At 51.2% G+C, this 14,149-nt stretch carries 13 protein-coding genes; 9 read left to right on the forward strand and 4 right to left on the reverse strand.

Annotation, left to right across the window (positions count from 1 at the left end; genetic code table 11):
* Nucleotides 1-25: 25 nt before the first annotated feature.
* Nucleotides 26-1,702: a fumarate hydratase gene (locus EZJ44_RS05035; protein WP_131280863.1), complete on the forward strand. Its 1,677-nt coding sequence runs from the start codon at nt 26-28 to the stop codon at nt 1,700-1,702.
* Nucleotides 1,703-1,862: 160 nt separating this feature from the next.
* Here EZJ44_RS05035 and EZJ44_RS05040 read toward each other — a convergent pair whose 3' ends face one another.
* Nucleotides 1,863-2,975, reverse strand: coding sequence for a GuaB3 family IMP dehydrogenase-related protein (locus EZJ44_RS05040; RefSeq protein ID WP_131280865.1), 1,113 nt, complete (start codon nt 2,973-2,975; stop codon nt 1,863-1,865).
* 185 nt (nt 2,976-3,160) lie between these two features.
* On the opposite strand from EZJ44_RS05040, the gene EZJ44_RS05045 reads away from it, so the two are divergent.
* From EZJ44_RS05045 to EZJ44_RS05070, 6 genes are all read left to right on the forward strand, one after another.
* Complete coding sequence (locus EZJ44_RS05045) at nt 3,161-3,856, forward strand: exonuclease domain-containing protein (RefSeq protein WP_131280868.1); 696 nt, start codon at nt 3,161-3,163, stop codon at nt 3,854-3,856.
* Nucleotides 3,857-4,043: 187 nt separating this feature from the next.
* Nucleotides 4,044-5,036, forward strand: a complete 993-nt coding sequence (locus EZJ44_RS05050) for a substrate-binding domain-containing protein (RefSeq protein ID WP_131280871.1) — start codon at nt 4,044-4,046, stop codon at nt 5,034-5,036.
* Nucleotides 5,023-6,639 (forward strand): ABC transporter permease subunit, encoded by a 1,617-nt coding sequence (locus EZJ44_RS05055; protein WP_131280873.1) that lies wholly within the window; start codon nt 5,023-5,025, stop codon nt 6,637-6,639. The genes EZJ44_RS05050 and EZJ44_RS05055 overlap by 14 nt, the downstream gene beginning before the upstream one ends.
* Complete coding sequence (locus EZJ44_RS05060) at nt 6,626-7,762, forward strand: ABC transporter ATP-binding protein (protein ID WP_131280875.1); 1,137 nt, start codon at nt 6,626-6,628, stop codon at nt 7,760-7,762. The genes EZJ44_RS05055 and EZJ44_RS05060 overlap by 14 nt, the downstream gene beginning before the upstream one ends.
* Before the next feature lie 40 nt (nt 7,763-7,802).
* Nucleotides 7,803-8,570 (forward strand): sensor histidine kinase, encoded by a 768-nt coding sequence (locus EZJ44_RS05065; protein WP_241658600.1) that lies wholly within the window; start codon nt 7,803-7,805, stop codon nt 8,568-8,570.
* Complete coding sequence (locus EZJ44_RS05070) at nt 8,570-9,274, forward strand: response regulator transcription factor (RefSeq protein WP_131280880.1); 705 nt, start codon at nt 8,570-8,572, stop codon at nt 9,272-9,274. Before EZJ44_RS05065 ends, EZJ44_RS05070 begins: the two co-directional genes overlap by 1 nt.
* Here EZJ44_RS05070 and EZJ44_RS08720 read toward each other — a convergent pair.
* Nucleotides 9,271-9,438 carry a hypothetical protein gene (locus tag EZJ44_RS08720; RefSeq protein WP_206661847.1) on the reverse strand — a complete coding sequence of 56 codons (168 nt, stop codon included), beginning with the start codon at nt 9,436-9,438 and terminating at the stop codon, nt 9,271-9,273. The genes EZJ44_RS05070 and EZJ44_RS08720 overlap by 4 nt on opposite strands.
* Before the next feature lie 153 nt (nt 9,439-9,591).
* On the opposite strand from EZJ44_RS08720, the gene EZJ44_RS05075 reads away from it, so the two are divergent.
* A complete protein-coding gene (locus EZJ44_RS05075) occupies nt 9,592-10,974 on the forward strand; it encodes an MFS transporter (protein ID WP_131280882.1) in 1,383 nt (460 codons plus the stop codon).
* A gap of 284 nt (nt 10,975-11,258) precedes the next feature.
* Nucleotides 11,259-12,068 (forward strand): formate/nitrite transporter family protein, encoded by an 810-nt coding sequence (locus EZJ44_RS05080; protein WP_241658601.1) that lies wholly within the window; start codon nt 11,259-11,261, stop codon nt 12,066-12,068.
* 133 nt (nt 12,069-12,201) lie between these two features.
* On the opposite strand, the gene rbsK is transcribed toward EZJ44_RS05080, so the two are convergent.
* On the reverse strand, nt 12,202-13,122 hold the full coding sequence (rbsK, locus tag EZJ44_RS05085; RefSeq protein WP_131280894.1) for a ribokinase: 921 nt from the start codon (nt 13,120-13,122) through the stop codon (nt 12,202-12,204).
* Nucleotide 13,123: 1 nt separating this feature from the next.
* Nucleotides 13,124-14,143 (reverse strand): aldose 1-epimerase family protein, encoded by a 1,020-nt coding sequence (locus tag EZJ44_RS05090; protein ID WP_131280897.1) that lies wholly within the window; start codon nt 14,141-14,143, stop codon nt 13,124-13,126.
* Between the last annotated feature and the right edge of the window lie 6 nt (nt 14,144-14,149).

A 14,149-nucleotide genomic window follows, 5' to 3' on the forward strand; every position in this document is an offset into this window, starting at 1 on the left:
AATGTATCGTCATCAGGAGAGTTCCATGACTGAAATCAAGTACAAGGATATGCTTCCGGTTGGTCCGGATAAAACGCAGTACCGCCTCATTTCTACTGAGGGCGTGAGCACTGTGGAAGGCCCCGATGGTATGACTTTCCTCAAAGTTGAGGAAAGCGCGCTTGAATTACTTGCGGAAACGGCTTTCTACGAGATCAACCACTTTCTGCGCACTGAACATCTCAAGCAGGTTGCCAAGATTACCAAGGATCCAGAGGCCTCACCAAATGATCGTTTCGTGGCAAAAACGCTACTTCGCAACGCAAACATCGCTGCGCAAGGAGAATTGCCGATGTGCCAAGACACCGGCACTGCCATCATCAAGGGCGAACGCGGACAGCGCGTGCTCACCCCCGGCGTCGACGAGAAAGCGCTTTCGCAAGGCGTACAGAACACCTACGAGAAGTACAATTTGCGCTACTCTCAAAATGCTCCGCTGACGATGTTTGAAGAGAAAAACACCGGCACAAACCTTCCGGCTCAAATTGAACTCTATGCGGACACTCACCCAGGTCACGAAAACGAATACCACTTCCTGTTTATGTCTAAGGGCGGCGGTTCAGCGAACAAGTCGTACCTGTACCAGGAAACAAAAGCTATTTTGAATCCTGATTCGATGATGCCATTCCTCGAAGGCAAGATTCGTTCCCTCGGCACCGCCGCTTGCCCGCCTTACCACTTGGCCATCGTTATTGGCGGAACCTCGGCGGAGTTTGCGCTCAAAACAGCGAAGTATGCATCTGCCAAGTACCTAGACGAACTTCCAACCTGTGGTGGCGAAGAAGGCTATGGATTCCGCGATCTCGAGATGGAAGAAAAAGTTCTTGATATTACACGCAAGATTGGAATTGGCGCACAGTTTGGTGGCGAGTATTTCTGCCACGACGTGCGAGTGGTTCGCCTTCCGCGGCACGGCGCCTCACTGCCAGTAGCTATCGCGGTGTCCTGCTCGGCAGACCGCCAAGCCAAGGGAAAGATCACCCCAGAGGGAATCTTCATCGAAGAACTTGAGCACAATCCTGGGCAGTTCTTGCCAGCTACTACGGATGCTGAGATCGGGCACGCCGAGAGCAATGACGTGGTGACTATCGACCTGAACCAGCCGATGTCAGATATTCTTGCTGAGCTGAGCAAATACCCCGTTAAGACGCGACTCTCGCTCAATGGTCCGATGATTGTGGCACGCGATATCGCTCACGCGAAGATTCGCGAGCGCATCGAAAACGGTGGAGGTATGCCACAGTATCTGAAAGATCATCCTGTGTACTATGCCGGACCAGCCAAGACACCAGAAGGTAAGCCATCTGGTTCGTTTGGTCCAACCACGGCAGGGCGCATGGATTCATACGTAGATCAGTTCCAGGCTCTGGGCGGTTCGATGGTGATGCTCGCCAAAGGAAACCGTTCTCAGCAAGTTACGGACGCCTGCCACAAGCACGGTGGTTTCTACCTCGGTTCAATCGGCGGCCCAGCAGCGCAGCTCGCTGAGGATTGCATCAAGAAAGTTGAGCAGCTTGAGTACCCAGAGCTTGGTATGGAAGCTGTTTGGCGCATTGAAGTTGAGAACTTCCCAGCATTCATCGTGGTAGATGACAAAGGCAACGACTTCTTCGCCGGATCCCAAGAGATCAGCGTGACCTTAGGTAAGCGTCCAGGTATGTAGCCTAAGGCGCGATAGCGCACGAAACTAGGGGCGATTTGAGCAACATCTCTATATATGTTGCGATATTGCAAAAATCGCCCCTAGTTTTAGGTCTGATCCAGAGTTCAGCTTCAGCAGAACTCTGCTTATGCTGGCCCCTTACTGCCCCTTATTCAGAATCTTACTGCCCCACCGAGATTGGCACTCGCTGGAATTCTTTCACATCCGAGTAACCAGTCATCGCCATGGCGTGCCGCAATGCACCAATCAAGTTCGTAGTACCTGACGCATCTTGAGAAGGACCATTAATAATGGTCTCCAAACTTCCCACCTGCTCAACTTTGACTCGTTCGCCACGCAGCAGAGACTTATGGTGCGCCTCCGCACCCCAATGATACCCTCGACCAGGCGCTTCATCTGCACGGGCCAGCACCGTACCGAGCATCACGCCATCTGCGCCACAGGCAATAGCCTTAACCAAATCACCCGACGTGGAAATCTGCCCATCAGCAATAACGTGTACGTACCTACCACCAGTCTCGTCCATATATTCCCGACGGGCAGCCGCAACATTAGCCACCGTCGTCGCCATCGGAACAGCAACGCCCACGGTACGGCGATTTGCCGTCGTCGCCCCGCCTCCGAAACCGGCGAGAACTCCAGCAGCTCCGGTGCGCATCAGATGCAAAGCCGCAGTGTAAGACGCCGCGCCGCCCACAACAACCGGTACGTCGAGTTCGTAAATGAATCGCTTGAGGTTCAACGGCTCGCGATTGGACGACACATGCTCAGCCGAAACTGTTGTGCCACGAATGACGAAGAGATCGACGCCAGCGTCGGCCACCGTACGCCAATACTCTTGTGTGCGTTGCGGCGAGAGCGCTCCCGCCACCGGCACGCCTGCGTTGCGGATCTCTTCGAGTCTGGCTGAGATCAGTTCAGCTTTCACTGGTTCGCGGTAAATCTCCTGCATACGTTGGAAAACTTGCTCCTCAGGCAGCGTAGAGATCTCCTCGAGATAAGGCTCAGGATCCTCGTAACGCGTCCAGATTCCCTCGAGATCGAGAACTCCCACCATACCCATTTTGCCCATGGCAATTGCAGTCGCAGGCGAAGTAACCGAGTCCATTGGAGCTGCGATGATAGGCGCGTCCAAAAGATAGGCATCAAGCTGCCAAGATACCGAAACGTCTGCGGCGTCTCGCGTGCGTCGAGAAGGAACGACGGCGATGTCGTCGAAAGAATATCCAACATTGGCGCGTTTCCCGCGGCCGATTTCAACTTCATTACTCACATCTTTAGCCTATCGTTTTCGTGGGAAAAAGTGGAGATGACGAGGTTAGAAAGGCGGAGATATGGCAGTTAGAAGTGCGGCAATAACGAGGTTTGATAAGTAAGAACAAGGCACTGAGATCATCGGCAATGAAATTTGGCGGGAGCTGCGGCGTATAATTACATACACGAAAAGAAAGAGGAATCATGTGGTCACACAATCCAATTGTAGGTTTTGATACTGAAACTACCGGCGTTGATCCTACCGAAGCGCGGCTTGTTACTGCGTCGGTGGTGATCGTTGACGACGAGCGCATCACGAAACACTACTGGCTGGCAGATCCGGGCGTTGAGATTCCTTTGAATGCACAAAATGTGCACGGTATATCCACTGAAAAAGCGCAGCGAGAGGGCCGGCCAGTGCGTGAAGTCTTGAGCGAACTGGCTGAACTCCTTCACCACCACCTCCAGCAAAATCACGCCATTGTGGCATTCAATGCATCCTATGATTTAACGCTTATTGAAACTGAACTCGCACGGCATGGTCTGCCCACGCTCGAAGAACGGCTTGAACGCCCCCTTTCCCCTGTCGTTGATCCTTTTATTCTCGACAAAACTCTCGATCGGTGGCGAAAAGGAAAACGTACCCTTGAACTCGTCGCTCAACACTATGGCGTCTGGGATGATGATTCCTTCCACAATGCTGAAGCTGATGTGCTTGTCACTTTGCGGGTACTCGGTGCGATGCTCCGAAAATTTCCTGATACTGCAGCGTGGAGCCACGAGGAGCTCATGCGAAAGCAGTCTGAAACCTATATCGAATCAGCAAATTATTTTGCGAAAAAGGCAACCGAACGCGGTAGACCGTATACTCAGCCGGTTGGTTGGCCAATCGCGAAGTAACTGCGTAGAGGTAGACTTGCGAATAAATATCAGTGCGGGCGCATGAGCAATGAGGTGTTGGGCCACACGGCACCTCAAAATGTCGATTTCGGTCGGTGAAATACTGGTCTGATTTGGCGAAATATCAGTGTGGCATAGCGAAATATTGGCTTCATTCGGCAACTAATAGGGAGGAGCGTTTGAGAATATGGTCAAGTCCCGCTGGCTCCAATCTATGATTCCGCGTTTTGCCATCGCGAGTGTAGTGCTGGTGTTTTTCTTGGTGCTGGGTATTGTGGCACGCCCAACTGGCGCCGATCTCAACGTTATCTGCTCCAATAATCTCGATTCCTGCGAAGCCTTGGCACATTCCTTTGAAGAAAAGACCCGTACCAAAGTTTCCATCGTGCGTTTGCCTACCTCAGAAGCTCTTGCTCACTTGAAAAACGTGCGATACCAAAATGATTTTGACGTATGGTTCGGCGGCCCCACTGAATCTTACGTTTTGGCCGATGAAGCCGGACTGCTTGCTGCGAGTAATGTGCAGGGCCTTAGCCAAACATGGGTGGGTATCTATGGCGGAATCTTGGCATTTTGCGTATCTGATTCAATCGACGCTCCGCAGAGCTGGGAAGAGCTGGTTCGCACCGATTCCATCTCTTTAGCAGCACCTAATCCTGCAACATCAGGCACTGCCGGCACAATGCTCTGGGTGCAATACTTACGGATACACTCAGAATCCGAAATGAACCGTTTTCTACAACAGCTTGACCAGAAAGTATCTACGTACACCGACTCAGGTATTGCACCAGCAAAATTGGTTGCTCGCAAGAAAGCCGACGTTGGCATTACCTTCGCTCCCTATTGCGAACGTGAACGAGTGCGGGGCGCTAAGATCAAAACAGTGTACCCAAGTGATGGAACTGGGTATGAGATCGGCGGTATCTCACGACTCCGCAACGCACCTAATGCTGAATTAGCGGAAAAATTTGTGCAGTATGCAGCCTCAGATGAAGGGCAGGAGATCAGCGCACGTTCGGCGCTCCAAAATCCGATTTCTCCCAGCCTTCCCAATAATCTCAAAAACGCACTCGACACTGTGAATGCCCCAGTTTATTCGGACCATATCTCCACGAGCGCACATCTGCGTGCTCAGTTAATCTCCAATTGGATCAGGCAGGTGCGAAATGGTCAATATTAGGCGACCTCAAATCCTGCCTCGTTTCTTAGTAACGCGCATCCACGACGTCAATAAATTCATTGCGGTGTTGTTGAGCTGCTCCCTAGCTCTCTTCGTGATTTTCTTTCTCGCTTTTCCACACTATTTCGGAAGAGCGTTCACGCATAACTTTTCCTATTCGCTCGCCGTCACCTCGCTCACGAGCGCTCTATCTGCCGTGCTTGCTCTGCCCTTGGCGATTGCGCTACTAACTGCGTCGACGAAAAAGCTCATCACTTATCTCGGACTTTTATACGTGCCACTCACAATTTCGCCGCTCGCAATGGCTACAATTCTATGTGGAGATTTCATTAGTTTTTCACCCTACGGCATCGGCGTAATCTTCACTACTCAGTTCATTTCGATCTTCCCATTCACGGTGCTCCTTGAACTTTTCGTATTTGATCGGCTCGGCTCATCAGTCCTGCTCCAAAGTCTGCAATGGTCGGAAGGATCAATCCGTTGGATATGGAAAGCCCACAGCTCAACGGTGATTCGAGCTGGAATGTTGTCCTTTGTCTTAGGCACCGGAATACTGCTCGCTGATCCATCACTGCACTTAGTTTTCGGTGGTACCACTCCATTTTTGGCAAATCACGTATTGCATGTGCTCAGCTCGGGAGGCTCACAAGCTGCAGCAATCCCCCATGTTGTGTCACTGATAGTTCTAGCAGTGGTAGCAGCAGTTTTGTTGGCCGATACGCTCCATTATCCTGGCAACACCAACAGGACGATGTCCGACGACGAACGCGCCGTCTTTTCTTCGGTTCCGCTTGCACGTACTATCTCGCGAATCGGAATTCTTATCGGTAGAACTTACGCGCTCACCATCATGTTCATGCTGGTGGTGATCATGAAAAACGGTCTGGGCGAAATGTTCACACACGCAGCTACAAATATTCCGCAAGGCCTGTACCAATCGCTATGGTCTACCACGATCACAGTTGTACCAGTAATCCTCGTAGCCTGGATTCTCAGCCTGAACTCTGCATCAATCGCATTTTGGCACCCACGACTTGCTGCAATCTTTAATACTTGCATGGTAGTTCTAGTTCTGATTTCCTTAACAACGGGAGGAATGCTCATCGCTTTTCTCCACCAAGACTGGATCAAGTTAGGGAATCTTTATTTAATTCCGCCACTAGTTGGAAACGCTGGATACGGCAATGGCTACTTGGCAATCGCACTGTCATATATGGTGATAGCTTTCCCTATTGCTCACCTAGTCAGCTATTCGGTCTTCGAAGCACATCGACCAGCGGTGCTCGCTGCACGTGATCTTGGTGCTAAACGAACCCGCATATTCTTCACGATAATCTTGCCGACTATTATTCCGGTGTGGATTCCCACTTTTGCCCTGCTCATCGGTTTACTTTTCACACGCAACACTCCGGCGATATTTCTCAATTCCGCTTCATTCCCGCAAGTTGGCTCAAGTATACTTGGTGCTGCTGAAGAAGGACACGACGCCGCCGTTTATGCCTTGACTACTACGTCGTCATTCGTATCAATTTTCCTGTTCATACTAGGAATCTCTGGCGTTTTGTTTTTCTCAAATCAAAGGAGTCACGATGGCACTCACTAATCCGCCGCAGGTACCAGCCGGTAAAGACTGCGCCGGACTCGAGGTTCGCGGTTTGACTGTGCACCGCAACCCGAAATCGGCGCCGATTCTCCACAACATCGATCTCACGGTGCAACCAGGAAAAGTATTGGCACTGATCGGCCCATCAGGTTCAGGAAAAACAACTCTCGTTCAAGCAATCGCTGGCCTATTAAAAGCTACCGCTGGAAGCATCAACGTCGATTCATGTGCGATAACGAACAACAGCCTCACGGATCGCCCCTCCGGATACGTCTCTCAAGATCCAACCCTGTTTGGCAATATGACCGTGTGGCAAAACGTAGCCTATGGTCTCGATGATTCGTCCATTCCTGATCGCAAGTATCACGATATGATCGACATCGCGCTTGCCGAGATGAATATTTCTGGAATCGCGCTCGCCAAACCGTCACAGCTTTCCGGTGGTCAGCGCCAACGTGTTGCTCTAGCTCGAACATTAGTGAGGCGTCCCCGCGTCCTTTTGCTCGACGAACCGCTCGCCCATGTAGACGACGCCGTTAGAAAAGTAATTCGCAAAGATATTCTGTTCCAAATCCAGCGGCTCAATATCGCCACAATCTATGTGACGCACGATGTTGACGAAGCCTGTGCAATTGGAGATGCACTTGCCGTGATGAACGACGGCGTAATTGCGCAGTGCACAAATCCTCAGAAAGCTTACGAGCAGCCAAATTCTCGGTTTGTGGCGCGCTTTATGGGTATTCCCAATATTGTGGATGTAAACACTCCGCCACACTCACCCAGCGGTTTTGTACTACTTGGACGTAGCGCGTGTGTCTTTCCAGGTGAGGCACACGCGGATAAGTTAGCGCTGTGTATCCCCGCTGAACGAATTCGAATTTCATCAACCACAGCAACCATTGACCCATCTACCAGCACGAATACACACAATAACAACAGTTTAGCTTGCCTGACGGGCAAGATCATTAACCGTTATTTCGTGCGAAGTTTCTACCAATATGAGATAGAAACCGAGGTAGGAACTCTAGTAGTACACGAGACTTCACATCATGGTGCGAAAAATATTGGTGACGACGTTCGCCTCGATATCGAGTACGGATGGCTGGTACCGCATGGAAAATAACGTCCTCAGTCCAGTTGTAATTGTTGCAATAGCACTGGTCATGACGATTGCTTTAGTAGTGATCGTTTCACAATGGCGAAGCAACCACGATTTACAGCAAGAAGTCAAGGAACTCAAAGACCGCAACGACTACCTTGAAAAAAGACCAGCGATGATCTCGCATGAGATACGCACGCCGTTGTCATTGGTACAAGGAGCAGCTGAGTTGATGGCCGAAGAAACACCCGGGCCGCTCAACGAACTACAGCGATCTTTTATCGAAACGATCTCTGAGAACTCTCGGCAAGCAATCGATATTGCAGAAAATTTTCTCATTGATCTCAACATGGATATTCGTCCACTTCAACTCCAAGAAATAGACATTCGCGCAATTGTTGCTGATACAGCAAAAGAAATTAGAAAAATTTTTCCGATACGTATCGACGTTGATGCCGCAGGAGGCTTGCTTCCCATATACGCCGACAAGCAGCTCATTCGTCAGCTCATCTGGAATCTCATTAACAATGCTGCTCGTCATGCACACAGCGACAATCCCGTCACTGTGCGCATTGAAAACGGCGAAGGAAGTGGCGCACATATTTCGATTATTGACCGTGGCGAAGGCATGAGCGATGTCGATCTTGAAAAACTATTCACGCCCTTCTCGTCAGGCAGCACCCGCCGCCCTGGAAGCGGAATAGGAATGATGGTGTCAAAGAAAATCGTCGATGCTCATGAAGGAAAAATACTAGTAGACTCTGCTCAGGGTATCGGAACAGTGATACATGTTCTTCTGCCTCAACACTTAGCCGAAAGCAAGGAATCTTAATGCACAATCCCGTGGCACTAGTCGTTGACGATGAAGCTCAGATGGTGTCGATCATCAAGTTTGCGCTTGAAACGCAAGGATTCGAGTGCCTTACTGCCAAAAACACCACCGAAGCCTGGAGCGTGATTCAGCACCATCGGATTGATCTGGCAGTCCTCGACGTTATGCTTCCCAACGGATCCGGTGTTGAACTCACCAAGAAGATCCGCCATAGCCATCTCAAGTTCCCGATCATTTTGCTCACCGCTCTTGGCGATGAAGACGATCGCATCGCCGGACTCGAGGCGGGGGCAGACGATTACGTTACCAAACCGTTTTCACCTCGTGAGCTCGCATTACGCGCCCTTGCTGCGGTTCGACGCTACAGTGATCACAATATTTCGGCAGCCATTAACCTCGGTAACCTCACCATCCACATCGCTGAGGCAAAAGCCTACTGGAACAATACTCAAATTGACCTCACGGAAACGCAAGTACGATTACTGGCAGTGCTCGCACGCAACCACAACGACGTCGTCAGCCATCGAGAAATACTCGCGCAGGTGTGGAATACGAACGAAACCAGTGGCGGCCGCGAAATGATTAAGACATCGATATACCGGTTACGCAGGGACCTCACGGCACAAGGTATCGGCGACATCGAAATCCTTTCGGTGCGCTCACGCGGGTATTCGATGAAAATAGCATCGCAAAACGATTCCTAGTAGCTTTGCGCGGCAACAGCATCGAGCACGACGTCGGTCACCACGACGTCAAGCACAGCGTCGAACCACGGCAAAAATATCGCGAGAGCGCGACGTCGGCCACCACGGCACTGAGCAGGAAAAGAACGCGGACACACGATCACGCAACCAACAGCCACGCCCACACTTGGTATTATCTACACTTGGTATTATCTACACTTGGTAACACCCCTGTTACCAAGTGTAACCAAAGGCAGTCTCACGGTTACCTACCGCCATGCATTCTTGAGTATGTAATTGAAACATTGACGTTTCAAACATATTAATAAGGAGCAAACATGGCAAGCAGTCTCGGATTTTTGTCCGCGCCAGGACCAGCGCCGCGCCTACCCGAATCGCAGATCGCATCCGTTTATAAGAAGGCACGTTTCAACGCCTTCATGGGCATCTTCATCGGTTACGCCGGCTTTTATCTGATCCGAAATAACGTCTCACTCGTTTCAGCAATGCTGAAAGAACATGACATCCTCAACACTGTGGGAATCGGTATCGTTGCGAACGCCGTACTGTTCTCATACGGTTTGTCCAAGTTCTTTATGGCGATGCTCTCTGACCGCGCCAATGCCCGATACTTCCTACCACTTGGACTCGCACTATCAGCAATCACTAACCTTGCCATCGCTTTCATTCCGGCTATCTCGGCAAGCGTTGGCCTATTCGCTACCGTGATGTTCCTCAACGGTTGGTTCCAAGGAATGGGTTGGCCTCCCTCAGGTCGCGTTCTCGTACAGTGGTTCTCCACGTCCGAGCGTGGCTGGAAGACGTCGATCTGGAACTGCGCGCACAACGTCGGTGGTGCCGGCGTCGGCGTCGCTGCCGCTTACGCACTCGCGAACTGGCAAAGCAATAAGGCTGATTGGACTCCGGCATTCTGGTTCCCAGCAATCATTGCGCTCGTGGTGGCCGCAATTGCCTTCCTGCTCATTCACGACAATCCTGAGGCTCTCGGCCTGCCACCAATTGAGGAGTACAACAACGATCCCGCCAAGGTATCCGATGCTGGTGCCGAAGTTGAAGGCTCGTGGTTCAAGGTAGTCTGGACGCACGTACTCACCAATCCAGTAATTGTGCTGCTCGCAGTGGCAAACGTATTCGTGTACACCCTGCGTTATGGCGTGCTTAACTGGATTCCTATCTACCTCACCACCGAACTTGGCGTAACCAACACCTCCGGCGGCATCCTCGGATTCTCGATTTACGAAATCGCCGGAATCGTTGGAACTCTTCTGTGTGGTTGGATTTCTGACAAGGTATTCAAGGGCTGGCGCTCTGGAGCTGGCATGCTCTTCATCGCAGGTGTAGGCATTGCACTGGTTATCTACTGGCAGCTTCCTGCTAGCGCACCGGCCTGGCTGTTCTACCTCCTCATCGCAGTGATTGGTGGATTGATCTACGGCCCAGTGATGCTCATTGGTCTGCAAGCTATCGATCTCTCGCCAAAGAGCGTTGCTGGAACATCTGCAGGATTCACCGGCCTCTTTGGCTACCTGCTCGGCGCTTCGCTCGCTTCCACCGGCGTTGGCCTGCTCATTCACAACTTTGGCTGGAACGTCACCTACATCTGCCTCGTGGTAGTTGTAGCTCTGGCATTCGTGCTGATGATGATTGTGGGCAAGTACGAGCGCAAGCTCATGGACGAGCACGTAGCTCGCAACAAGTAAATACTCAGAGAATCACACCACGCTCTAATAATGTGATTCTTGGCGGTGTGGATTACCCACACAAATGGGGCGGTATCTGGATGGGGGTACCGCCCCATTTATTTGTTTGATGCCTATATTTGCCCGCTGCCCTGCAGAGCGGGCATTAATGAACCGGCTGTGTGAACAACAACGACCGATGTGAACAATCTGACCCTATTTTCAGCAATGAGTCCTAGGCATTTCAGCTGAAAGTTAGAGAAAATAACTAGGTGATCTCGCTAAATAATACTCTTGCTATCCAAATGAAATCAGGCCACCACAAGGCTCACGAAGTTCATAAACCTCTGACTTTTGTTATCTCCACGATGCTCGCTGGCGCGCTCATTGGAGTGGCAGACGTGGCCATGTTTGCCACCGCCGGCCCATTTTACGCAACCCACCAGCCAGCGGCCATGCTTATCGCGGGCTTAGCGTTCGGCGTCGGCCTGATTTTGGTAGTTACTAGCGGTTCAAATCTTGCCACCTCAGCGATGATGGCACTACCTCAAGCAGCCACAGGTAAGCTGATTACCTGGCGCAAAGCCGCATTGGTATTGCTTTTGATATTTCTCGGAAATCTACTCGGCGCGATTGCACTCAGTGCAATCATGACAGGCACTCATGTTTTCCACGGCGACACACCAGCTCAAGCCATGTTGGAGATGCTCATCGTAGCAAAGTCAGGAAAGTCCTCGCTGGCGTTGTTCACGCGCGGAATCATGTGTAACGTACTGGTTTGTTTTGCGATATGGAGCCAGTCCCGCACCAAAAACGACGCCGCAAAGATGATCGTGATTTTCTTGTGCGTAGCCGCTTTCATTTCCTCAGGATTCGAGCACGTTGTGGCTAATATGACCACCTTCTCACTCGGATTGATGCATGGAATGCCAGCGGCCACCTTCGCCGAAGCGGCCCGAAATTTCCTTTTCGTGGGCTTAGGTAACCTCGTCGGCGGCGGCTTGCTCGTGGGCGGTTCGATGCTTGCGTTGTCTGGTTCTATCCGCGAGGCTGCGCAAAAAGCTCCGCATATTTCCGACGACGGCGTTGTCACGGTTCCTTCTGAGGTGCAGTAACAACCGGGGTTGCTTTCCCAAAAACTAACAAAATACGACTGTGCCCCAGATACGATGCCAATCGCTCCATCGTATCTGGGGCACAGCCCATGTGGGCTCACGCCCTATTTCCATCCATCCTCAGGATCAGTTCTCAAACTTCTTGATCAGGGAACGCTGCGAGGAAGTCATCGCGTGTTGCGTAGGAGGTTTGAGTTCCGAGCTTAGTCACCGAATCAGCAGCGTAGAGATTTGCCATCCGCAAGGATGCCTCAACGTCTCCGGTATGAACCAGGTGATGGCTAAAGCAACCGATGAACGCATCTCCTGCGCCTGTGGTGTCTTTAGCATCAACTTGAGTGCCTGGGATAAGCACTTCTTTGTCGTTGCTTACCCACAAAACGCCACGCCATCCTAGTGTGACGATAACGTTCTTCATTCCAGCCTCAAGCAAAGCGCCAGCAGCATTGCGAACGTCGTCCACCGTGTCCACTGGCATGCCAGTGAGCAGCGAAAGCTCTGATTCGTTTGGCACGAAGTACTCGCAGTCCTTCACTTCGGCCAGCACCAAATCTGGCTGTGCTGGAGCTGGGTTGAGCAACACTGGGATATTGTGCTCTTTACCGAAGCGAATCGCCGCATACACCGTCTCCAATGGAACTTCGAGCTGAAGAACGATCAATTTACACTTCGAAATATCGTCCTTGGCATTCTCGATATCTTCCGGCGAGAGCTGCGCATTTGCACCTTTCACAATGATGATTGAGTTATGAGACTCTGGATCAACAAAGATCGGAGCCACACCTGAAGTCGCATCAGTGCGCAACACATATTTGGTGTCGATACCGTTTGCTTCGAAATTCTTGATCGTGTTGTCTGCGAACACATCATTTCCCACACGGGTGAGCATCAATACTTCCGAGCCAAGCCGAGCAGCTGCTACCGCTTGATTAGCTCCCTTGCCTCCGCAACCCAATTTGAAATCAGGCGCTTCAATCGTCTCACCCTCTTTGGGCATACGGTGAATATAGGAAATCAAATCCACCATATTCGAACCGATTACTGCAATATCCACCTTAGTTCTCCTTAATTCCGGTGGTCACTGAGAATGACTTCGTTGCGCCAGCCTCAAGTTCAATCAACATACCCGCTGCCTTCGCTGCCAAGAATCCTTCCGGACGCGAGGTTCCAGGAAGCACGAAAGCTGCAACCTGCTGATCAGCATTAACCAAAATCCAACGCGTCGCCACGGGGAACGAAGCAGTATCGAAGCGAGTCACGAAAGTAGTTCCATCTGGAGCCACGAGTTCAAATTCTGCTTTCTCGCCATATTGTGGCAGATCATCAGCAAAGAAAACGATCTCTGGATCAAATTCTCCTGCTTGTGCAAGCGAATTAGCATCGATCTTTCCAGAAAGAATCTCTTCGTTGATCTCCGTCCAACGCGGCGTCGGATTCACGTGTGCCGGCACCGAACGACGCAACTGGAAGGCGCCGTCAGGAAGCGACTGACGCATCACGCCGTCTTCCACGAATGCGTAGTTCATGTGGCACATGTACTGCAATGGCATCGGAGCGTACTCAGAAAGGTTCGTCACCTCGAGCTCAATGTCGAACAGTGCGGATTTTGCAGCCATTCGAACCGATGGCAATGCGCGGTAATGCGCACCGAATCCCTGCACATACTCGTAGGACGATACGATCCGTACGGTATCGCCGTCGAACTCCAACCAGGCTTCATCCATCGTGGCAGTTGGGAACTCACCATGCAAAGGATGCGTGTCCTCAGGGCTTGGGCATCCACCAGCAAGCAGACCTGAATGGAAGGAGAAGCAACCGTATGTATCAACAATTTCCTTGCATGGTTGCGGCGCCGCGAACATATTCTTCATGCGCAGCGTCTTGCCATCGAAGAATGCGTCCCAAATAATCTGGCCCATGAAAGGTAGCACTTCAACGTAACCGCGCGAGTTTTCGATTCGAACCGACTCGATACCCTTCGGGTATGTGAAGGCAACAACCTTAAATTCCTCATTGGAAGCGACGACGCGTTCGGTTTGCGTGAACGCACTGCGGTGTAAAGGAATACGTAACATGATTTT

This window comes from Arcanobacterium bovis (assembly GCF_004331995.1).
GTDB lineage: Bacteria > Actinomycetota > Actinomycetes > Actinomycetales > Actinomycetaceae > Arcanobacterium_A > Arcanobacterium_A bovis.

Coding starts and splice junctions, on each gene's coding strand:
- EZJ44_RS05035 (WP_131280863.1), top strand. CDS start 26: ATGACTGAAATCAAGTACAAGGATATGCTTCCGGTTGGTCCGGATAAA.
- EZJ44_RS05045 (WP_131280868.1), top strand. CDS start 3,161: ATGTGGTCACACAATCCAATTGTAGGTTTTGATACTGAAACTACCGGC.
- EZJ44_RS05050 (WP_131280871.1), top strand. CDS start 4,044: ATGGTCAAGTCCCGCTGGCTCCAATCTATGATTCCGCGTTTTGCCATC.
- EZJ44_RS05055 (WP_131280873.1), top strand. CDS start 5,023: ATGGTCAATATTAGGCGACCTCAAATCCTGCCTCGTTTCTTAGTAACG.
- EZJ44_RS05060 (WP_131280875.1), top strand. CDS start 6,626: ATGGCACTCACTAATCCGCCGCAGGTACCAGCCGGTAAAGACTGCGCC.
- EZJ44_RS05065 (WP_241658600.1), top strand. CDS start 7,803: ATGACGATTGCTTTAGTAGTGATCGTTTCACAATGGCGAAGCAACCAC.
- EZJ44_RS05070 (WP_131280880.1), top strand. CDS start 8,570: ATGCACAATCCCGTGGCACTAGTCGTTGACGATGAAGCTCAGATGGTG.
- EZJ44_RS05075 (WP_131280882.1), top strand. CDS start 9,592: ATGGCAAGCAGTCTCGGATTTTTGTCCGCGCCAGGACCAGCGCCGCGC.
- EZJ44_RS05080 (WP_241658601.1), top strand. CDS start 11,259: ATGAAATCAGGCCACCACAAGGCTCACGAAGTTCATAAACCTCTGACT.
- EZJ44_RS05090 (WP_131280897.1), bottom strand. CDS start 14,143: ATGTTACGTATTCCTTTACACCGCAGTGCGTTCACGCAAACCGAACGC.